This is a genomic window from Acuticoccus sediminis (genome assembly GCF_003258595.1).
GTDB lineage: Bacteria > Pseudomonadota > Alphaproteobacteria > Rhizobiales > Amorphaceae > Acuticoccus > Acuticoccus sediminis.
On the sequence record NZ_QHHQ01000005.1, the window covers coordinates 52,217 to 72,015 of the forward strand.

At 65.6% G+C, this 19,799-nt stretch carries 19 protein-coding genes and 1 pseudogene; 3 read left to right on the forward strand and 17 right to left on the reverse strand.

Annotation, left to right across the window (positions count from 1 at the left end; translation table 11 throughout):
• Positions 1 to 271: 271 nt before the first annotated feature.
• Complete coding sequence (locus tag DLJ53_RS21815; RefSeq protein WP_111349235.1) at positions 272 to 1,084, reverse strand: IS5 family transposase; 813 nt, start codon at positions 1,082 to 1,084, stop codon at positions 272 to 274.
• An 89-nt stretch (positions 1,085 to 1,173) separates the two neighbouring features.
• On the opposite strand from DLJ53_RS21815, the pseudogene DLJ53_RS21820 reads away from it, so the two are divergent.
• Together DLJ53_RS21820 and DLJ53_RS34835 are read left to right on the forward strand one after the other, a co-directional pair.
• Positions 1,174 to 1,339, forward strand: a pseudogene (locus DLJ53_RS21820) (helix-turn-helix domain-containing protein); the annotation flags it as partial.
• A gap of 462 nt (positions 1,340 to 1,801) precedes the next feature.
• Positions 1,802 to 2,263: a hypothetical protein gene (locus DLJ53_RS34835; protein WP_146620059.1), complete on the forward strand. Its 462-nt coding sequence runs from the start codon at positions 1,802 to 1,804 to the stop codon at positions 2,261 to 2,263.
• A gap of 357 nt (positions 2,264 to 2,620) precedes the next feature.
• On the opposite strand, the gene DLJ53_RS21825 is transcribed toward DLJ53_RS34835, so the two are convergent.
• From DLJ53_RS21825 to DLJ53_RS21880, 12 genes are all read right to left on the reverse strand, one after another.
• Positions 2,621 to 3,073 carry a hypothetical protein gene (locus DLJ53_RS21825; protein WP_111349237.1) on the reverse strand — a complete coding sequence of 151 codons (453 nt, stop codon included), beginning with the start codon at positions 3,071 to 3,073 and terminating at the stop codon, positions 2,621 to 2,623.
• A gap of 228 nt (positions 3,074 to 3,301) precedes the next feature.
• Positions 3,302 to 3,553: a hypothetical protein gene (locus DLJ53_RS21830; RefSeq protein ID WP_111349238.1), complete on the reverse strand. Its 252-nt coding sequence runs from the start codon at positions 3,551 to 3,553 to the stop codon at positions 3,302 to 3,304.
• Positions 3,550 to 4,518 (reverse strand): C40 family peptidase, encoded by a 969-nt coding sequence (locus DLJ53_RS21835; protein ID WP_111349240.1) that lies wholly within the window; start codon positions 4,516 to 4,518, stop codon positions 3,550 to 3,552. Before DLJ53_RS21835 ends, DLJ53_RS21830 begins: the two co-directional genes overlap by 4 nt.
• 513 nt (positions 4,519 to 5,031) lie before the next feature.
• On the reverse strand, positions 5,032 to 5,277 hold the full coding sequence (locus DLJ53_RS21840) for a hypothetical protein (protein WP_111349242.1): 246 nt from the start codon (positions 5,275 to 5,277) through the stop codon (positions 5,032 to 5,034).
• Positions 5,278 to 5,315: 38 nt separating this feature from the next.
• The gene (locus DLJ53_RS21845) at positions 5,316 to 7,883 is read right to left on the reverse strand and encodes a hypothetical protein (protein WP_111349243.1); all 2,568 of its coding nucleotides are present in this window, start codon (positions 7,881 to 7,883) and stop codon (positions 5,316 to 5,318) included.
• Positions 7,884 to 7,963: 80 nt separating this feature from the next.
• A complete protein-coding gene (locus tag DLJ53_RS21850) occupies positions 7,964 to 10,801 on the reverse strand; it encodes a hypothetical protein (RefSeq protein WP_111349245.1) in 2,838 nt (945 codons plus the stop codon).
• A 15-nt stretch (positions 10,802 to 10,816) separates the two neighbouring features.
• Positions 10,817 to 11,236, reverse strand: coding sequence for a hypothetical protein (locus tag DLJ53_RS21855; protein WP_111349247.1), 420 nt, complete (start codon positions 11,234 to 11,236; stop codon positions 10,817 to 10,819).
• Complete coding sequence (locus DLJ53_RS21860; RefSeq protein WP_111349248.1) at positions 11,236 to 11,844, reverse strand: hypothetical protein; 609 nt, start codon at positions 11,842 to 11,844, stop codon at positions 11,236 to 11,238. Before DLJ53_RS21860 ends, DLJ53_RS21855 begins: the two co-directional genes overlap by 1 nt.
• A 12-nt stretch (positions 11,845 to 11,856) precedes the next feature.
• Positions 11,857 to 13,674 (reverse strand): phage tail protein, encoded by a 1,818-nt coding sequence (locus tag DLJ53_RS21865; RefSeq protein ID WP_111349250.1) that lies wholly within the window; start codon positions 13,672 to 13,674, stop codon positions 11,857 to 11,859.
• Positions 13,674 to 14,072: a DUF6950 family protein gene (locus DLJ53_RS21870; protein WP_111349251.1), complete on the reverse strand. Its 399-nt coding sequence runs from the start codon at positions 14,070 to 14,072 to the stop codon at positions 13,674 to 13,676. Before DLJ53_RS21870 ends, DLJ53_RS21865 begins: the two co-directional genes overlap by 1 nt.
• A 1-nt stretch (position 14,073) precedes the next feature.
• Positions 14,074 to 14,649: a hypothetical protein gene (locus DLJ53_RS21875; protein ID WP_111349253.1), complete on the reverse strand. Its 576-nt coding sequence runs from the start codon at positions 14,647 to 14,649 to the stop codon at positions 14,074 to 14,076.
• Positions 14,649 to 18,002 carry a phage tail tape measure protein gene (locus DLJ53_RS21880; protein ID WP_111349255.1) on the reverse strand — a complete coding sequence of 1,118 codons (3,354 nt, stop codon included), beginning with the start codon at positions 18,000 to 18,002 and terminating at the stop codon, positions 14,649 to 14,651. Before DLJ53_RS21880 ends, DLJ53_RS21875 begins: the two co-directional genes overlap by 1 nt.
• 22 nt (positions 18,003 to 18,024) lie before the next feature.
• Between DLJ53_RS21880 and DLJ53_RS21885 the strand changes: the two genes are divergently transcribed.
• Positions 18,025 to 18,312, forward strand: coding sequence for a hypothetical protein (locus DLJ53_RS21885; RefSeq protein ID WP_111349256.1), 288 nt, complete (start codon positions 18,025 to 18,027; stop codon positions 18,310 to 18,312).
• Between the two features lie 8 nt (positions 18,313 to 18,320).
• Here the strand turns inward: DLJ53_RS21885 and DLJ53_RS21890 are convergent, their stop codons facing one another.
• From DLJ53_RS21890 to DLJ53_RS21905, 4 genes are read right to left on the reverse strand one after another with little or no spacing between them, the layout of a single operon-like run.
• Positions 18,321 to 18,599, reverse strand: a complete 279-nt coding sequence (locus DLJ53_RS21890) for a phage tail assembly chaperone (protein ID WP_111349258.1) — start codon at positions 18,597 to 18,599, stop codon at positions 18,321 to 18,323.
• Positions 18,600 to 18,619: 20 nt separating this feature from the next.
• Positions 18,620 to 18,964: a hypothetical protein gene (locus DLJ53_RS21895; RefSeq protein WP_111349259.1), complete on the reverse strand. Its 345-nt coding sequence runs from the start codon at positions 18,962 to 18,964 to the stop codon at positions 18,620 to 18,622.
• Positions 18,964 to 19,383 (reverse strand): phage tail tube protein, encoded by a 420-nt coding sequence (locus tag DLJ53_RS21900; RefSeq protein ID WP_111349261.1) that lies wholly within the window; start codon positions 19,381 to 19,383, stop codon positions 18,964 to 18,966. The genes DLJ53_RS21895 and DLJ53_RS21900 overlap by 1 nt, the downstream gene beginning before the upstream one ends.
• 2 nt (positions 19,384 to 19,385) lie before the next feature.
• The gene (locus tag DLJ53_RS21905; RefSeq protein WP_111349262.1) at positions 19,386 to 19,796 is read right to left on the reverse strand and encodes a DUF3168 domain-containing protein; all 411 of its coding nucleotides are present in this window, start codon (positions 19,794 to 19,796) and stop codon (positions 19,386 to 19,388) included.
• Positions 19,797 to 19,799: the final 3 nt, after the last annotated feature.

Here is a 19,799-nt window from a genome sequence, read left to right on the forward strand (position 1 = left end):
ATAACGGATCGATGTATCTCGGGTCTATCTCACTAGGTTCAGGACCAATAGACGCGTTTCGTCAAGGTGTCTTCTTAAGCTTCTTCCCGTGCTATTTTGGCAAGGAAGGAAAGCGCGATGGCTACAGCGAATCGTACGCGCTCAGCGACCGTTCGGGCTCCGCGCCGAGGATCCCTCGCAGCGCCCGCGGAGGATCGACGAACGCCGCGTCCGCGAAACGGGACGACGGCACGAAGCTCTCCCGGCAGCGCCTGAGAGTCCGACTCGAAACTCATGATGAGCGTGCCAGCCGTCGCGCGAGGAGCATGACGGAAGCGGCGTAGAGGAAGGCCTCTGCCGACTTGATGGACGCCTCGAAGTCCTTGGCGAGTCGGCGGTTGCGGTTGAGCCAGGCGAGCAGGCGCTCCACCACCCAGCGTCGTGGATGCACTGCGAAGCCCACCTGCGCTGGATGTTTGCGCACGATCTCGATGGTGATGGAGGTCGCATCCGCAACGCGCTCACCGCCGTATGCGCTGTCTGCGAAAGCATGCTCGACGAACGGGAAGGCGGCCCGCGAGGCCTTCAGCAGAGGAACTGCGCCATCGCGGTCCTGGGTCGCGGCGGTGTGGGCCTGCAGCACCAGGGGACGCCCGTCGGTGTCGACCATGACGTGCCGCTTGCGGCCCTTGATCTTCTTGCCTGCATCGTAGCCGCGAGGACCGCCCGCCTCCGTCGTTTTGACGCTTTGGCTGTCGATGACCGCTGCCGAAGGGCTCGCGTCCCGCCCGGTATGCTCGCGGTCACGCATCATGAGGTAGTGGTTCATGGTCGCGAAGACGCCGTCGTCGCGCAGCCGCATAAACCAGCGATAGACCGTGCTCGCCGGCGGGAAGCCGTCCGGCACCATGTGCCATGGACAGCCCGACCGCAGCACATAGAAGATCGCGTTGACGATCTCGCGCATCGGCCAGCGGCGCGGCCGGCCCGTACGGCTCGGTGGCGGCACGAACGGCTCGACGAGCGCCCATTCCGCGTCCGTCAGGTCGCTTCCGTAGCGCAGGCCTCCGCGATTATGGTGCCGACGGGTGGTCGAGGTCCACATGACGTTCTCCAGGCTGGCTTCAACAACCGCTTGGGAATCATGTTTGGCCACCGGCCATCCACCCCTCGGAGCCACTTTCGAGACGGCCTCTGAGCATGTTGGAACTCGCGAAGGGGCTTGGGAACGTCGCCTAGGCGTGTCGCCAGCGCGGCCTCGACCGCTCCAGCTTCTACGAGTGGAAGCGGCGCTTCCAGACGAAGGGTTTCGCGGCCATCAAGAATCCGGCGCCGATCCCCAAGATTCATCCGCAGGAGATGCGGTACGACTGTGTCGCTCACGCCGACAAGGTCGCGGCACCAACGCCATCCGCCGCGCTGTCGAGGCTCGCGCCGCCTTCCCGAAAATCCCGTCGAAGTCCAGCCCGCGCTGGAAGAGCTGCTTCTCGCCCTTCTCCTACCGCGACCGTAACGCCATCGCGCCTATAATCGGCCGTCTTGCGGGCTAGTCCCACGCCCCAACCCGCTACGACCGCTTGGCAGTCAACTTCACGTCCGCCCCCTGCCTCGTCGCCACCTTCAGCTATCGGTTGTGAATTCAGACCCTTGGCAGCAACGGTGCGAAGTTTGAACCTTAGGCTTGGAGGTGGCATTATGGCTGCAGAACCCACGACTCCCCACCGGATTTAAATAAAGCTTATGGATGAATAAACCTTCATTTAGCATTGATTGCTGCACATGCACACGCCAAAATGTCAGAATTAAACCCGAGAGTGGAACTGTGAATGATGTATTTTCGGTATTAGGTCAGCTAGGCCTAACAGTTACGGTCGCGGTGGGTACCGCATTCACTCTCTTTAGGTGGCTTGGCGATAAATGGATATCATCTAAGTTCGAAAAGGAGCTTGAATACTACAAACACAACAACACCAAAGAAATCGAGAAACTACGATTTGAAATAAACTCTTTGATGGACCGGGCCGTTCGTTTTAAAACCCGAGAATTCGATGTTCTATCCGAGGCGTGGAGCAAAGCTTGGGAGGCATATCGATCGGCTTTACATTTTACAAGTCCAATCAAGAGGCGAGCAGATATCACGAAAATGGATCCGAATGAACTTAAAAATTACCTTAATACAGAAAATCTCCACGAATACCTAAAAAATAAAATTTTGAATTCTGAAAATCCTGGCAAGGAATACAATGAGGCGAAATATATCACCGAAAAAATACGGCTCAGTTAGCGTCGATCGATTTTCGTGATGCACTTCGATTGGGCGGTATTTTTATAAGCGACGAGCTTCTGACCGAATTTTATAAACTACAAGGTATCATCGACGCAGCCATGGATGAATATGAATTTTTTCGAGAACACAACGGATCAAAACTCGATATTCAGAAAATAAGAACACTAGAGACCGAAGGGAAGACCATATTGGACGCGATTCGCCTGACGGTAAGGGGGCGAATGTTAGACTCACCTGATGGCTAACGCACTGAAATACTTTTTTCACATCTCGAGTAACGTCGCTTCGGGCGTTGTTGTATTCATATGTGAATCGTATTTCTCGAAGTCCGGTGTTGACGCAAAAGTGCGACAGCTATCGCCGATCCTGCTGCGCCTCGATGCGCCGAACCCGTTCTCCGGTGGACCGGACCTCAGCCTTGATGGTCGCCAGATCAGGCCGCATGTCTCCCAACACCTGCCGCATGACATCGACATTGGCAGAGTTCTTCGCGATCTCCTTGTCGTGCAGCTCGATCTTAGTCAGACCGCGAATGATGGCGACGGTGCTGGTGGCGAGCGATCCGACGATGACTGTGAGGACGACGCTGGCGACCCCGCCGGCGATCTTGGCCCAGAACCACATGGCTTTGCGGTCCGCTCGCTCTTCGTCGCGTCGTTCCTCCTCCTCCTCGATCTGCTTCGACCGCGATTCGATGTAACCGGACAGGCGCTCATCGATCCCGACCACACGCGCCTTCAGCTCGATATGATCGGTATGGATCGCGTCGACGCGCTGTGACAGCTCCTGGGCGTCATCATCCGTCATCAGGATCCTCGTTTGAGACGGAGGGCGTCAGGATCGAGCGGTGCCGCTGCCCGCGGCGGCCGCGGATGCCCGCACGCCCGGACCCCGGTTTCGATGGTGCCGTCGATCCAAGCCTGGCCGACACGGGTATCCGCGCGGATCGCGTAGGGCGCCGGCTCGAGGAGACGGCACTCCCCGTGCCGCGTCGCCGGATAACTCGTCGCGCAGCCGGCGAGTGCAAGTGCAGCGCTACTCGCAAGTGCCAGTCGCCACATCCCAGACCCCTCCCCTGTCTGCGCACTGGCGGACGTCACGACGCGCGCCATCGGCCTCGGCTTCGGCCCGAGCGTCCTGGCGTTCAATCGCGTCGGTGACCGAACGCGCCCCTTCGTCGCGGCCGGCGAAGTAGGTGCCGCCGAGGATCACGACCGCCACCAACACCACAGCGCCGGCGAAGACGAGCCTCGGCCGCACGACAAGCCAAGCGATGGCCGCCATCATGCCGCCGCCTCATCGGCCGCTTTGCTGGTGAAGTACCGGTAGGCGAGGAAGCCCAGTCCGCCGGCGACGATGATGGCGACAAAGCCCAGCCCGAGAGCCGTCCCGTCCCACAGTCCGCCGACGTCGCGCGCCGCGCTGGAGACCGCCGCCGCCGTGGCCGCCACTCCGCCCACGGCGCCGAGCCCTCCAGCCGTGGCCGCCGCCGGCTTCGCCGCTGCCTTCGCCGCCTCCCTGGCCTTGACCTTGTTGGCCGCGCCCTGCACGGCCCGATCCAGCGCGGAGAGCGTCGCCGGCCCGGCGAGGCCGTCGATCGTCAGGCCGATGGACCGCTGGAAGGCTCGCACGGCGTCTTCTGTGTTCGGCCCGAAGATCCCGTCGACCTCGTCCGCGCCGCCTATATGACCCAGTGCGGCAAGACCGACCTGCAGGTCCTCGACGTCGTCTCCGGACATGCCGCGCTCGAGGATGCGCTCACCGAGCTCGACCGTGGTCGGGATGGCAGCGACCTGGCCGTCCATGGGCGCGCCCGGCGGCCAACGAATGCCGTCCGGCAGGATACTCGAGATGCGGAACGTCGAGCGGCGCACCATGTTGCTGACGTTGCCGTTGACGACGACGATCGTCCCATCGGATCGGACCTCATCGACGATCCCGACGTGCCCGAAGAGCGGGTTGGTCCCACGCGGGAACACGACGATGGCGCCGCGTACAGGCCGGGACAGGCGAGTCCCGTACTTGCAGAAGGACCGGGCGAGCGCCGACCGGGTCGACGGGTACCCAGCGTTGACGAGCGCGCCGTTAACGGCGACGGCGCACCAGGCGTCGTCGTCGTTGTTCCACCAGTCGATGCCGGACTGCTGACCCCACGCGACGATCAGCGGGTTGTTCTCAGGCCCGGGGATTTCCTTCAGGCCGATGTGGTCGATGAGATAGTCGAGCCAGGGGGCTCGTTCGATTGCTGCCATGGTTCCTCCAGGCACAAAAAAGCCGCCCGGGCGGGCGGCACTTCAGAAGGGAGTGAGGTTTACTGCCGAAGCACAGAGCCGACGGCGTCAAAGAAAGACCGACGTTCCACCAGGAGCTGTGGAATGGAGTCTAGATCAGTGCTTAAACTCGACCGATTGTTTCAACGACAAGAAGGCTTGCAGGGCGATCCATGCGAATAGTTCACCTTAACGTTGACCTGATTGGTCATCGCGCCTCTATCGGCTTTGCTGAACAGAAGCTCAATGCGACCCACATCACCGTCACCGCGCCTATCGCAGTTCCGGACTCGCCGTCGGAGTCGGACATCGAGGTGGTCGCACGAGCGGCCGTGAGACGCGCCTTGCAATCCGCGGTCGAGGTTCTCTGAGGCTGACGAGCGCTCGCTCGGAGCTTCTCGGAACGCGGCGGACCGCGACCGGCATCAGTGGCCAGTAAATGTCAAAGTCGTAGCCCGACTCGTCGTGAACGTACTGGCCCGCGGCGAGCGCAGCTCAGGTTGCTCCATCTGCGCCTTTCGAAGCTCCTTCTGCAGTCCGGGACTTCGCCTCAGACGGCTTCGCCGCCGACGCCTTATGGTCCGGCGTGTTGGCGTCAGCCTTTAGCCGGTCGATTTCTGCGAGGAGCTGCCCGCGCTCCGAGTTGAGCATCTCGGCGTCAAAGCGCGCACGTTCCGCAAGGTAGGTCTGACGGCCGAGCGCTAGGCAGATCCGGTCGATGAAGACCTGATTCGGGTCCATGGTGTTCTCTCTGTGCTGGTGTCGTCGTGGGCGGCGAACTATTTCGCCGCCCACCCTGTGCTTCCGCTACCGCCGGTCTCTTTGACGTAGATGGTCGCCCCCACGCCGCCATCCGTCCGGAGATAGATCGCTCCGACGGTCGCAGACACGACGCCTTCGGGATCGCCGTCATCGCAAATGAGGACCGGTCGGTCCCGCATCTCGAGCCGCGCGCCGTCTTTGTGGAGGTTGAGGTTCCCGGCGCCGTCGACCGTAAACGCGGCCTCCGTGACGCCGGCCAATGTCGTGTGGACGGTCAGGTTTGCATCGTCCGTCCCGCCGGCCGCGGCGCGCACGACTGCGTCGGTTCCGGAGCGACCGAAGGTCAACTCGTCGGTCGCGACGGCGCCTTGAATGCCCACGATCTCAGGATTGTCGGCACCTTTGCGGAAGATCACCTTGTCGGTGCCGAACCGGGCTACGGCGGCGCCGTCGGCGTACACCTCGATGGCGTCCTCCGACGCTGTGTAGCCGAACTTCCATCCGCTCGGCAGCTGATCCCTGTAGGTGTTCCGGTTCGGCCATCGAGAATGGGTGCCGTTGAGGTCGATGTACTGGTCTTTTTTCAGTGCAACGGCGACGCCATTGGTGAGCAGACAGTTCGAAAAGTCGATGCCGGATTTCCAACGACCTGCGAAGTAGAACCCGATGTTGACCGCCTCGGATCCAGCCGAGTACATGCGAAAGCCCGACCACGAGCACTCGTTCTCCTCGGCGGCGTTGTTCCGCTCGAAGACGAAATTGGGACCCTCGACGCTGACGTCACGCCCCTGGTCTTCGAAATGGAACTCGCCGTACGTGAGCCGAATGTAGTCCGAGGCGGCGTAGATCGTGCCCCCGTAGACGGCGCCGGACGGTTTGTCGACGGCGGCCGCGCCGGTCCCGGATCCGTCTCCGACCCGGACGAGGGGTCTATAGACGACCGCGTCGCCGGCACCCTCCTGATAGAGACAGGGACGGTACATGCTGTAATTCGTGCGGCCGGGTTCACCGGCATCACCGTTGTAGCCGCTTTCGTTGAGCACCACGTCGTGCTCCAGCGAGGTCTCGAACCCGCCATAGTAGCCCAGATAGTCCGGGCCGGGATTGGGGACATTGCCGAGCGTGTCGGCGCCCGTGATCCGCAGGCCGCGGCGAAACGGTAGAACCTTCTCGTAGTCGAAGACCCGACCGTGGAAGTTTATCCAGCTGGCTGCCGGCGCCGAGTCGATCAGCTTGAAGAAATTGGGGCCACCGAACCCCGTCGCACCGACGAGCTCTCCGACCCCATCCGTTGCGATGTTTCCGCCCGGGAGCGCGTACCAGTAGTTCTGATCGAGCGTCAGGTTGCCATCGAACTTCGCCGGTCCCGTCCCGACGGACGCGGCATAGGCTTGCGCTGCAGCGATCTGCGCCGCCCCGGAGCCGCCCCAGTGCGCCGGCGTGGCGGGGCCATTCGGCACCCATCCCGGTGCGGCGGCGATCGCCAACGCGCCGGGAGAGTTCCGGAACTGCAGACCTTCAGCTTCCACGATATGGCCGGGCGCCGCCTTCCACGCAGTGCCCAAGGGATCGGTCGCCGCGAAGAACAGTGCGACCGTCTGGAATACGGTCTTTCCGGCTTCGGCCCCGAACCAGCGCCCGTTGGAGCTTCTGGCCTTCGCATCGTGCATGGGTTCCAGTGCGGCGTAGGCGTAGTCGACGGTCGGCGTGTCCCCTTCCGTCGCCCACCCGCCGACGCTCAGTTTGTCGATACCGGCCGGGATGCTGAGACCAGCGATGGCCGCGCGAGACGCCACCGCCTGCCGTGACCGTTGTGCCAGGACAAGCGCCGCCTGCGATGCGTCGTCGAGCGAGAATGTTAGGTCCGACGTGCCATCACCGCCCCCGGTGAGGCCATCGCCGGCGCTGAACTTCCGGGTCCGCGGGATCGCAGAGTCGGCTTTGGCGAGAGACGCAAGCGATGCTTCCGACAGCGCCAGAGTCACGTCGCTGAGCAGGGTTCCGCCTTCAGCAAGCCCCTCTCCAGCGATGATCGATCGGTCCGGCTGGACCGACGTTGCGGCGAGCGCGAGAGCGTCCTGCGCCCCGGTCACAGCGTCGGCCGCCACCTGTGCCTGCGCCGCGGCGGCCTGCGCGGCTATCCGATCCACGCGGGCCTGGAGGGCATCGCCGGATGCATCGCCGACCACGACGTTGACGGCGGTATCCTGATCCGAAACCGTTATATCGTAGGTCGTCTCACCGTCCTTCGGATCGGGGTGGGACAGCACGCGGAACGCCCCGGTGAGGAAGGTCGTCTCCTCGCCATTGGCCGCGATCTTGGTCAGACGGAACGCGAGGTTTCCTCTGACGCGGGCGAGATCGACCGTCGTGTACCGATCGATCGCCCACGCAAATAGCGTGTAGGCAGCATAATCCTCACCGTCGAGACGCGTTTTGTGGATCGGAGTTTCGCCGGAGTAGACCGATGCCCAGAATGCTCCGCCCTCCAGATCGTAGGGGTGCTCACCCAGCCCGGAAACTCGAAAGACGATGACTTGATCATTGTTGCGATAGACGCTGATGACGGTCGACGCAGGGAACATTCGTTTCTCCACGCATGATGGGCCCCGTCCTACGACGGAGCCATTGCGCTATGTGCCGGGATGTCGGCCGGAGAGGCCGTTCAGAACGCGCCGGATTTGAAGGGCTTCAAGGGCCACAGATTGCCGTAGCCGTGCGCCTGCGGGGAATGGTTCACGGCCATCGGCCATCGCCCCCGCCGAGCCCAGGTGCAGGCGCCCGCCGGAAATGTCACGGTGGCGCCCGGCTGGGGATTCCCGCATTCCAAGGTCAGCGTGTAGCTCCCGCCGCCAGCGTCCTCCCAAACGGCCGAGACGACATTGAGCGTCGCGTGGACCGTCGGGTCATTCCCGGACTGATAGAGAGCAAAGCCCTCCGGATCGAGCGGCCGGGTGAATTCGCCGCCCGAGATGGTGAGCCGAAACTTCTTCCCTGCGTCCAGCTCTTCGATCCCGACCACTTCCGGGCCGGTCGTGTTCGAGCCGGCGTTGAGAACGTTGTCGAGCACCGCCGCCATCCGGCAACCGAACAGGCGTTGGCCAGCCTTGCTCAGATGAATGTCCTGCCATCCGCGGGGGAGATCGAAGTACGCCGGTCCCAGGTGGAAGGCTGCATTTTCGGCAATCAGCTCCAGCTCGACCCAGCGAACCGCTTGGGCGCCGGTGTCGTTCGGATCGTCCCATGCCCCGACCGGCGAGAGAATGACCGGCGTCGGGGCGAGCGGATCGATCTGATCCTGCATCCATTCCAGCACTTTCAGCAGCGTCGACTTGTATGCGGCGAGCGACATGGTTGGTGCACCGCCGATCGCGCCGGTGTCGGTCTGCCCGAAGATCCAGAGGATGGCGGCCGGCGCAGACTGATCGACCGGAATGGCGTCGAGTGCCGCCTTCCAGGCCAGAGCGCTCGGACCAGGCGCGTCGTTGACAGGGTCCCACCAGTAATTTGCCGCATTGGCGAATGGCACAAGTCCGGACCGGCTGTTGGCGCCGTTCACAAACCAGAACTTGGTCTCCTCGGTGCCTGCCAAGTCGCGCCACCCGAACTGGAAACCGTAAAGGCTGGCTCCGTTGGTAAAGCGTTGCGCCAACGCCTCCCCTGCGGTGATCAGGGTGTAGTCGCACGTCGGAGCTGGGGACCCTCCGTCCAGTGTCACGCTCCCGTGGATCGCCTGGAAATAGTAGTTGCCTTGCGCCGAGCGATAGAGCTGCACGAGCGAGTTGGCGTTGACGAGATGACTGGCCCCATCGACGATCACCGATGCGGAACTCGCCCCATAGGTCTGGATCGTCACCGGCCGCGCTGCCCCGCTCTTCAGGTGCCGCGCATCGATGAACTGGTCGTTGGAAACGGTGATGATCTGATCCAGATCGCCGCTGGTGGCGATCCAGTATTCGGCACCATCGGCCGGATTGAGGACGAGGATGGGAGCATCGTCCCGTCCGCCCTCGTTCAGATTGTTGAGCCACTGCCCTCGGGAAATCGCGTCCCACCGGGCCTGTTGGACGGCGTTGTCCTCGGCAACGGCCAAGGCTTGATTTCGCGCAGCCGCTTCCGCATCGATCTGGTTCTTCAACCATTTGTCGGTCAACAACCGCCAGGCGCCGCCAACGCGGCGAAGGACATACGGATATCCGGCGAGGAGCCGTCCGACCCCCAGAAGGTCCGAACCGGACTCACCGATCGGAAAGGCCGGACCACCATTTACAGACAGGGTTGGGCCCGCCAGCGTGTTCGTTGCGTGCGGGGTGAAGATGGCGACACGGTCGTCGTCATCGGCAAACGAACCGTCGGGGTGCGTTGCCGTATAGGCGGCCCCGGTGCCGGAAATATCCTGCAGCACCAGGATCCGATTGTTCCGAAGCCGTCCGAGAGCATCCAGCGTCAGCTGCGTGGCAACGCCACCCCGGTTCTGGAACAGCGCACCGGCGACGTAGCCGAAGGCCCGGTCCGCCGTATCCGCCAGGAATGCAGCAGTGTCGGCGTAGTCCGTTCGTGCGACCATGCGGGCCAGCAGATCGGCGTCCCCTGCACCACGCGCAGTCGCTTCCGCATCGATCTGGTTCTTCAACCATTTGTCGGTCAGCAACCGCCAGGCGCCGCCGACGCGCCGAAGGATATACGGATATCCGGCGAGGAGCCGTCCGACACCCAGAAGGTCCGAACCGGACTCTCCGATCGGATAGGCCGGTCCGCCATTCACCGACAGGGTTGGACCCGCCAGCGTGTTTGTTGCGTGCGGGGTGAAGACGACGATCGACGGGGCCGTCGCCGACGTTTCCACGGTATCGGCGGTGTATGCCTCACCGGTGCCGGCGACGTTCGCCAAGGCGAACATGGCGGACGTGGCGACGCTGCCACGGATGTCGCTGAGATCCGAGGTCTCCGATTCAAGGTCGTCAACGCGAAGCGACAACGTGCCGACTTCGGTCCCGAGCGCCACGTCTCTTGCATTCTCGGCGGCCAGCTTGGCGGCCTGCGCCTGGTCACGTGCCAGCTCGGCCGCCAGGCGGGCGCCGGACGTGTCATTGACCGCGAGCACGGTGACCTCGTCGCCATCGTTGACCTGGAGCACGAAGGCCGTTTCGTCTCCCATCGGCGATGGCGCGCTGAGCAGGCGCAGTGCACCGGCGACCCACGTCTTGCGCTTGCCGTCGGAGCGCATGCGGTCGAGGCGGTAGTAGAGCGTCTCCTGGGTGGCGAACATGATCGATCGATCGGCCGACACCTCCCACGCGATCTCGGTGGTCGGCCCCGCAGCAGCGACCAACTGTCGGAGCAAAATGCGGCTCGCGTCTCGGCGGTCCGGCTTGGTGAACACCGAGGCGTGGAAGGTCACGCCCGTCGCGTCGTACGGATCGCCGGCGCCGTCCTGGAGCTCGAAAACGATACTCCGGTCATTGTCCCGGTAGAGTTCGATGTTCTGCTGAACGACTTGCATGGCAGGGGGCCTCGGCTATTCGACGTCGATCGTCAGGCGAACGACTGCGGGTTTGTCGCGTACGACGGTGTCGTGCATGGCTCGGCTTGGATGGCTGGCGCCGGGCGACGTCGCGTTGACGGCGCCGTGGGCGTAGGTGCGAAGGCGGCCATCCTCGGTCTCGCGGTCGATGCGGTAGGCGATCCGCTGGGCGAGCATTGACCGCTCGGCGAGAGCCGCTGTTGTCTCCCGGTCGATCCTCCACGCCAGCACCGTCGCGCCGTCCGCCTCGGCCGGGGTGAGGGTCGCCTCCCCGACCAGCTCGCCAACCGCGAGGATCCGGGCGGTAAAGGTGGAGCCGGCGACGTCGAGCGCGGCCTGGTCGACGGTGACGAGCTCGAAGACGACGGTCTCGTCGGTGCCGGCAAAGACCTCGAGGTCGTATCGCGCGGTCATCAGGGCGCCTGCTCGATGAAGGTGAGGGACGGGAACGCGACGCCGCTGCGGTCGTAGTCGAGGTCGCCGGCCTTGAGGTCGTCGAGCACGCACCGCAGCGTGAGGATGCGCGGCTTGACCGTCTTGGCCTCGGGATAGGCGAGCCGCAGCGGCGGCAGGATGCCCACGATGTAGCGGCCGGTGCCGCCCGGCGCCGGCGCCAGGGTGACGTCGGTGACCTGGTAGATCCACTGATCGATGCAAAGGTACGTGCCGGCGGTGACGGTGACCTCGACGCTCATCATGTCGAGCGTCGTGGTCCGCAGCGTGTGCGCCTGCCTCAGCGTCAGGCCGTTGCCCGGCGTCGTCACGCCGTCCGGCGGATAGAGGTTCGGGATCGGGAGATTGACGTCCTCGCCCTGCCGCAGCCGCGCGAGGGTCGCCTGGTAGGTGTTGGCCGTCTCGCGGTCCTTCACGACGATGCCGTCGTATCGCACCGTCCAGAAGCCGGCGTCGAAGAACGTGCGCTGCTGGCGGCCGGTCAGCGCTCGCCCGCCGGACAGCGCGAAGTTGCGCAAGGCCGGCACGCATCGCTGCGGCACCAGCGCGGCCGGCCACGTGATGGTCATGACGGGAGTCCTCTAGGTGGAGACGGTCGACGAGGTGACCCAGGTGCCTTCCTTGCCGGCCGACACGTACCGGGCCCGGGCACGATAGGTCTGCCCGCGCGCGACGCCGGACACCTCGCCGTAGGGCGGCCCGTCGTCGTCGGTCAGGGTCACGGACCGCCAGGCGCCGCCCGGCTCGACGCGGTACTGCGCCCGGGCCTCCAGCGCCGACGACGGCGGAGCGGCGACGGTGATCTGCAAGGTCACCGCGGAGACCGTCTCGGTGACGTTGTTCGTCGTCGTGTTGTTCGATTCCTCGCCGTTGTTCCAGACGGTGTCCGTGTCGGTGTAGGTCACCGACGACACGGTCCGCGTGTCGCTGGTGAGAGACACGGACGCCGGCGCCGGCAGGGCGGCCGCCTCGATGCTGTCCGGCACCGCCGGAGCATCGCCCTCCTCCGTCGCCGCGTCGAAGTCGTAGGCGTCGGACGAGAAGCTCTGGACCGTGAGCATCACCGTCATCGTCCGCAAATCGAGCGCGAAGCTCATGATCTCGAACGTCTCGTCGATGTCGAGGTCGGCGAGCTGCAGGGAGATCCACCGCTGATCGATGCACTGCATGCCGAACAGGGTCGTGCGGATGGTACCGGTCCACCGCGGGTTCGCGCGGTGCGCGAGGATTTTGGCGATGCGGCGGGCGTGGTTGTGGTGCTGGATCTCGTAGAGCTCGGGCGAGCTCGACATGATCCCGTAGGCGGCGATCGAGGCTTCGTCGCGCCAGGCGTCGGCCGTCGTCTCCGAGTAGTTCGCCTCGATCTGGGTGTACTTCACCATGATCTCGTTGGCGGAGCGGTGCGCGCCGGAGCCGTCCTCGATGTCGTAGTCGATGACGTGCCCGTCGGTGATGGTGATCGTCGGCGCCGCCCATTTGCCGACGAGGAGGGCGATCCGCCCGTCGGGCGCCAGGTAGGTCCGCCCGTCCATCGCCGCGAGGAATCGCTCCAGCACCGACCGCGGCTCCTCCTCGAAGCTGTAGGACAGCGCGCCGTGGTAGCGGGGGATCGTGCCGCCGGCCTTCACCGGGACGGCCTCGTCGCAGATGTCGGCCGCCGTCGAGAACGACCCCATGTGGACCCGCGCTGGGTCGATCCGGCCGCCGTACTCGTAGACGAGATAGTCCCGCAGGCAGAGTGCGAGGTTCGCCGACCAGGCGTTGCCCGGGATACGGGGATCGTAGACGCGGGCGCCGCGGCCGACGACGTTCAGCGTCGGGATCCTGTTCGGATAGACGTTGTTGAACCGCCCCTGGCTGACCGCGTTCGCCACGATGAGGGCGTGCGCGACGCTCGCGATCCGATGGTCCGCCGTCCACACGCCCTCGGGCAGATCCGACAGCATGATCTCGTAGGCCGTCTGCAGCTCGGTGCCGAAGCGCCAGTCGATCCGCACGCTGTTGCCCTTGTACGGATCGTCGGTCGCCCAGCCGTTGGTGTCGAGGGTCACGGGACGGTCGTCGACGTAGAACGTCTCGAAGGCGTCGACGCGGCCGTGCCCGAAGCAGACGATCTGGTAGAGGTCGCCGCTGTAGGTCTCGATGAAGGCGAGGGACCCGCCCCACCGGCCGCGGCCATAGTGCCGCGACCGGGCCGTCACCGACGCGCGCACCACGTTCTTGACGTCCTGCGGCTTGGGCCGGTTCGGCTTCGGCGCCAGCAGGAGCTGGGCGGCGAAGTTGAGACCGATGCCGAGCCCCGCGGAGATGACGCCGCCGAGCGCCGTCAACCCGCCGGCGGACGTCACCAGACCGGGGACGCCGAGCGCCGCCACGGCCGTCAGGAGCAGCTGCGGCATCAGGTCGTTCTCCAGACGGCCACAGGGCGGCCGGCCCGCGTCACGAGGAGGCCCTCCCCGCTCTTGATCGCCCACCGACCGGACGGCGTGCGGATGGCGCCGTACCAGGTGCCGGGAAAGCGCAGCACCGCGGCGTCGCCCGGGCGGGGCGGTTCCCGGGTCAGGGGCGCGCCGACGTTCCGGGCGATGCCGGCGACGATACGCGGCGCGTGGCCGTGGGCGGCGAGGACCGCCGCGCAGGATCTCTCGTCGTGATAGGTCCCGCGCAGATGCGCCGCCGGATCGACGCCGTGCAGCGCCTCCCACCACGAGCCGAGCGCGAGGAGGCAGTCGAGCTGGCCCCAGGCGAACGGTTCCCGTGCAAGCCAGCGCAGGAAAGGGACGAGTTCGGGCGGCATGCTACCAGTCCGGGAAGAGGATCGACTTGCCGTCGATGCCAGCGGTGTACGCGAGCCCCAGATCGGTCGGGTCGATGAGCTTCTGGTGCCGGTCGGTGAAGTAGCCGTTCGGCGGCCGGCGCCGGGTGATGAACGGCGTCTCCGCGGCCACGGACACCGTGAACACCGGCCCGTCGTCTGTCATCTCCCGGCGCGCCTTGATGGTGTCCATCTGCCGGAAGGCGACGGCGAACGGCGCGTCGAGCGTCTGCCAGTCCTCGTCGAAGAACTGCAGGTAGGTCAGCACCGGCTGCCGGTAATACTCCGCCTGCGCTCCCTTGGCCCGCGCGGCAAAGCGCGAGTCCACCCCGGAGACGGTGAACGTCTGCGTCGGCGCCGACCCGTTGATCGACTGGTCGATCCCGCTGATGGAGCCGAGCCCCGACAGCCCTTCCCAGGTCTTGGCGTCCGACGTCGTGAGCTGCCCGAAGCCGTTCCACAGCCGGATGGTCTCCGAGGCGAACTGGAACTCGACGAGGGCGTCCACGCGGACGACGTCGCCGGCGAGCTGTGCGGCGATGGCGGCGGAGAAGTCCATCAGGTCTGGAACCGCAGCTGGGCGCTGTCGATGCGCTCCAGGAGTGCCGGCCCCTCGAGCTGCTTGCTGAGTTGCTGCATCCCGACCTGCACACCCTGCTTGACGAGATTGATGACGTGCTGATCGCCGTTGGCGCCCTCGACATTGACGGTCACGCCGACCGACCCGGCGCCAGCCCGCGCCTCTTCGTCGCCACGCGTCACCTTCACCTTCTCGCCCGCGGAGACGCGGAAGGCGGCGAGATGGCTGTCCATGGAGTTGTTGCCGCCGCCGAACTCCATGACCCCGCCGGCGGCAAAGCCCGCGATCCCCTTGAAGGCGTTGGCGAGGCCACCCAGCAGCCCGGACAGGAAGCCGCCGCTCCCGTTCGTCCCGGTGCCGCCGAACGCACCGACGATCGCCTGGAAGCCCTGGTTGAAGAACATGTCGGCGAGCTTGCCGAGAAGGTCCGCGAGCACCTCTTTCACGGACTTCGACCCGTCGATGAGGCTCTTGAAGGCGCCGCCGATCGTCGAGCCGAGCGACTGGCCGACGTTCTCCATGCTCTGCAGGCTGCCAGTGGCGGCATCGGTCGACGTCTTCAGTCCAGCCCACGGATCGCCGGCTCCCTGCACCATGGCGATGGCTTGCTGGACCTGTGCCGCGGTCTGCTGGGCCGCTCCGACGACGCCCACTTGACCCGCCTGCAGGCCGTTCTGCAGGCCCGCCATGACGTTGATGCCGACGTCGTGCATGAGCTGCGACGGCGAGCGGATGTCGAAGTAGCCCGTGACCGCGTTGTACATGCTCGAGCCGACCGAGCGGACGGTCTCGACGGCCGACGCGGCCATCGACCGGACGCCGTCGATCAGTCCCTGGACGATCTGCCGGCCGACCTCGACCATGCGCGCCGGCAGCTCGGCGAACGCCTGCATCACGGCGGCCGCGATCTGCCCGACCGCGGCGCGGACCGGCTCGACCATCTGGACGAAGGCATTCACCAGACCATCACGAACAGATGCTGCCGCCTCTCCGACACCAGCCAGCGCCGTCAGGAACTCGACGCGGACGATCTCGGCGACGCCCAGCACCGACGAGCCGAACCCGGTGATCGCGGCCATCAGCCCGTCGACACCGGCCCGCACGCCTTGAAGCACCTCCGATGCCGACAGCTCGGAGACCGCGGCGAGGAAGCTGCGCACGCTGACAGCGGCGGCATCGAGCGAGCCGGCACCCGACGCCGCGTCGAGACCAACGCCGGACGCCACATCAACGGAAGCAGATCGGGACATCGCCCCTTTGATCGAGGACCACGCCGACGACAGCTTGTCCGCCAGACCTCCATCGCCGATCCCGCTGAACGCACCGATCACCGATGAGGCGATCCGTTTGACGGTCTCGACCACCCCGCCCTCGCCGGCCTCCATCCCCCGTTCGAGCCCGGCCATGATGTCGGCGCCGACCTCGTGCATCACCTGCGAGGGCGACTGCGTCCTGGTCTCCTTGCGGAACAGGTACGGGATGAGAAGCGCGAGCCCAGTGACGGTGCTCATCAGGTAGGCCTTGCGCGACAGGATCCCGTTCGCCAGACCGTTGACGATATCGACGCCGATCTGGCGGACCTGTGACGGGATAGCCTGCAGGCCGTTCCAGATCGTCGACGCGACCTCGGCAATCGCCGCGCCGACGGTGGCGCCCATCTCCGCGAAGGCGTTGAAGATCGTGTCCTTGAGCTCGCTCGCCGCGGTGCCGATCGTGTCGAACGCGCCCTTGAAGTCGCCCTGGAAGAGCTGGACCAGCGTCCGCACGACGGTCTCCGTGCCGCGCAGAACGAGCGCGAGCCCCCGGATGAGGTTGACGAGCAGCTTCACCGCACCGTCCCGGACGATCCCGGAGACGTTGCGCCACAGATCCCCCAGCGCCTCGGACATCCCCGACATGACATCGCCCGTGTCGCCCCCGAACACGGTCTCGAAGAGCTCGCCGAGCGCGCGCAGGACGTTGCCCGCGGCATGGGTGAGCTCCTCGAGCGGCGGGCCGAAGGTCTGCTTCAGCCAGGTCCACACCCGGCCGAGAGCCGCGGAGATCTGATCGCCGAACGCCAGGAACGCGCCCCCCAGGCCGACGACCGCCGCAATGCCGCCGGCGACGGGCAGGCTGATGGCGCTGAGTGCAAGGGCGACGGCGCCGATCGCCATGACGACGGGGCCGAGCGCGGCCGCCACACCGGCCAGGATCGTCCCCCACTTCAGGATCGCGGGGTTGGTCTCGCCGAGCGTCTGGATGAAGCCGGTCAACGCCTGCACCGCCTGTGTCGCCCAATCGAGGAGACCGGAGTCGGCGATCGCCAGTTTCAGCCCCTCGAAGGCCGAGATCAGCGACTTCATGGCGCCGTTGAACCCCTTCATCTGCGCGTTGGCGATCCGCTCCGCCGTCCCGCCGCTGTTCTCGAGCTCGTCCGTCAGCCCGACGAGGGCGTCCGACCCTTGCGAGACGAGGGCTGCCATGGCCGGTCCGGCGCGCTGGCCGAACAGCTGCATGAAGAGGCCGGCGTCATCGGCGTGCGGTTCGAGCTGGCGGATGATCTCGTCGAGCCCGATCAGGCGGCCCTGTGCATCGGTGAAGTTGAGGCCGGCCTTCGCCATGGCCTTCGACACCGTCTTCGTCGGCGTCAGGACCCGCGAGATCGCCCCCTTGAGCGACGTGCCGGCCATGGACGCCTGGATGCCGGCATTGCCCATGAGGCCGAGCGCGGCCGCCGCCTCCTCGAACGAGATGCCCGCCGAGCTCGCCACGGGACCGGCGTACTTCATCGCCTCGCCGAGCTGGCGGAGATCCGTGTTCGTGCGCGTAAACGTCTTCACCAGGACGTCGTTGATGCGGCCGAGGTCCTTCGCCTCGAGCGCGTATCCCGACATGACGTTCGAGACGATATCGGCCGAACTGGCGAGGTCCATCTGCGCCGCCGCGGCGAGCTGGAGCGTCCCCGGCAGCGCGGCCATGATCTGCTCGGCGCTGAAGCCCGCCATGCCGAGGAAGCCCATCGCGTCCGCCGCCTGGGATGCCGAGAACTGTGTCGTGCGGCCGAGCAGCTTCGCCTGGTCCGCCAGCGCCGCCATCTGGTCGCCCGAGGCACTGGTGACCGCGCCGACGTTGTTCATGGCCGCTTCGAAGTCGCCGGCGGTCTTCACGATCGACGCGCCGAACGCGACGACCGGCGCGGTGATGCCGATCGACATCTTCGCGCCGACCGACTGCATGCTCTTGCCGGCCGAGGCGAGCGACTTGCTGGCGCCATCGAGGCCTTTGGTGAAGGCCGCCGTGTCGATGCCCAGGTTGACGCGCAGCGCGCCGATGACGGCAGATCCAGCCACAACTCTGTCCTAGGAGATACGAATGAGAGAAATGATCATTGCTGCGGCGATGCTGGTTGCCAGCGCACCAACCGCACGTTCCGCCGGGCTCGATGACCTATGGATGGCCTGCGACCTTGCACAGATCGATGCGCTCGGAGATGCACCTCTCCCCGATCGCATTAACGTTGTAAGGCTTCAGCCGACCTCTGATGGCCAATATCTGATACAACTACTGGCAAGCACCTCAGCCGGCGACGCTTTGTTCTGTGAGCTAGACTACCAAGTCGTCACATTCAGGCATGGCAGCACCACAATCATCGGCGAGTAAGACCCATCTCATTGAGACTTGTTCACCGCCGCGTCCCACGCCTTCGCGATCGCGATCATGTCGTTCGCGGTCTGCCGGCGCTTCGGCTTGCGCCTGCGGCCGAGGAGCGTCTCGAGCTTCGGCAGCTTCTTCACCCGGGCCAGGGCTTCGGTGTGCCAGGCCGTCCAGGCACGGCCGTCCTGCTCGGCCTCGAGGCGGCGGGTCCGGCCGGCCAGGATGGCGGCGAAGGTCCGGGGCGTCTGGCGCCAGAACTGATCCGGCGGCAGGCCGATCTCCCCCGACCACACGCCGAGAAGGTCGAGGGCGGCTAGGCGCTCGCGGGAGGGCGCGCCTCGGTCATGCCGGTCGCCTCCGCCTTCGGGAAGGCGGCGGAGAACGCCTCGCCGATCAGGCCGGCGGCCCGCTGGATGCCGATGTCGCCGATGATCTCGCCGGCTTTGCGGTCGGTGATGTCGGGGTGGTGACGCGACAGGCCGATCCGGAAAATGGAGCGGATCATCTTCATGCGCGGCGCCTGCAGCGTGTCCTGCAGCTCCGACACGCTCATGTCGAACTCGTCCTCGATCTCGCAGATCGCGTTGAAGTCGAACACCATGATGACGTGGGAGCCGAGCGCTGAGAACGTCAGCTCGCCGGTGAGACGGCTCGCCATCAGGCGCCCGCCACGCCGAGGACGGACGACGTCACCTTGAAGGTCACCGTCGCCGTCATCTTATCGTCGACCGGGGCTTCCGGCTCGTAGCCGGTGAGGATGCCGTCGAACTGCCACTTGAACCCGCCGGGGAAGGTGATCTGCAGCTTCTGCACACCGCTGAGGCCGCGGATGATGCCATCGGCCGTGGTCGCGCCGGGGATGAAGTTCATCTCCAGCGAGCATTCGCCGGGGTCCTTCAGTCCCTCGATGAACTCGCGGGTTTTGTCCGGCGACAGCATGTGCGTCGCGTCGATGATGTCGACCGAGGACCCCGGCGGCGTCACGGACGTCACCTCGGCCAGCGTGTCGTAGGAGGTGCCGCCGTCGTCGGAAATGCCGAACAGCGTGCCGTAGCCAATCGCGGCATTCGTCGTCATGCCTAAGCTCCGTGGTGCCAGATGATGAAGTCGACGCGGGTGCGGTAGTACCGCTCGGGTTGCCCGCTCTGTGAGTTGCTGCCGGCGTCGAGGCTGTCGTCCTCGCCGTCGACGAAGACGCCGCCGAAGGCGACGCCGGCGATCTCGCCACTGAGGCCCGACAGCGCCCGGATGGCGCCCCGCGCCGCGGTCTTGGCGTCGGCATAGCGCCTGCCCCACGCGTCGAGCTGGACGCGAGAGGTGATCAGGCCATCGGGACCGGACATCGCGTAGCCGCGCCGGCCGCTGATGGTCTGCACGACGATCGCCGGCAGCGTAACGCCCTGCGGCCGGGTGACCGGCGTGACGCGGTCGCCGACCGACGCCCGCACGCCGGGATCGGCGAGCAGGATCCTGACGAGGACCTCTTCCATGGA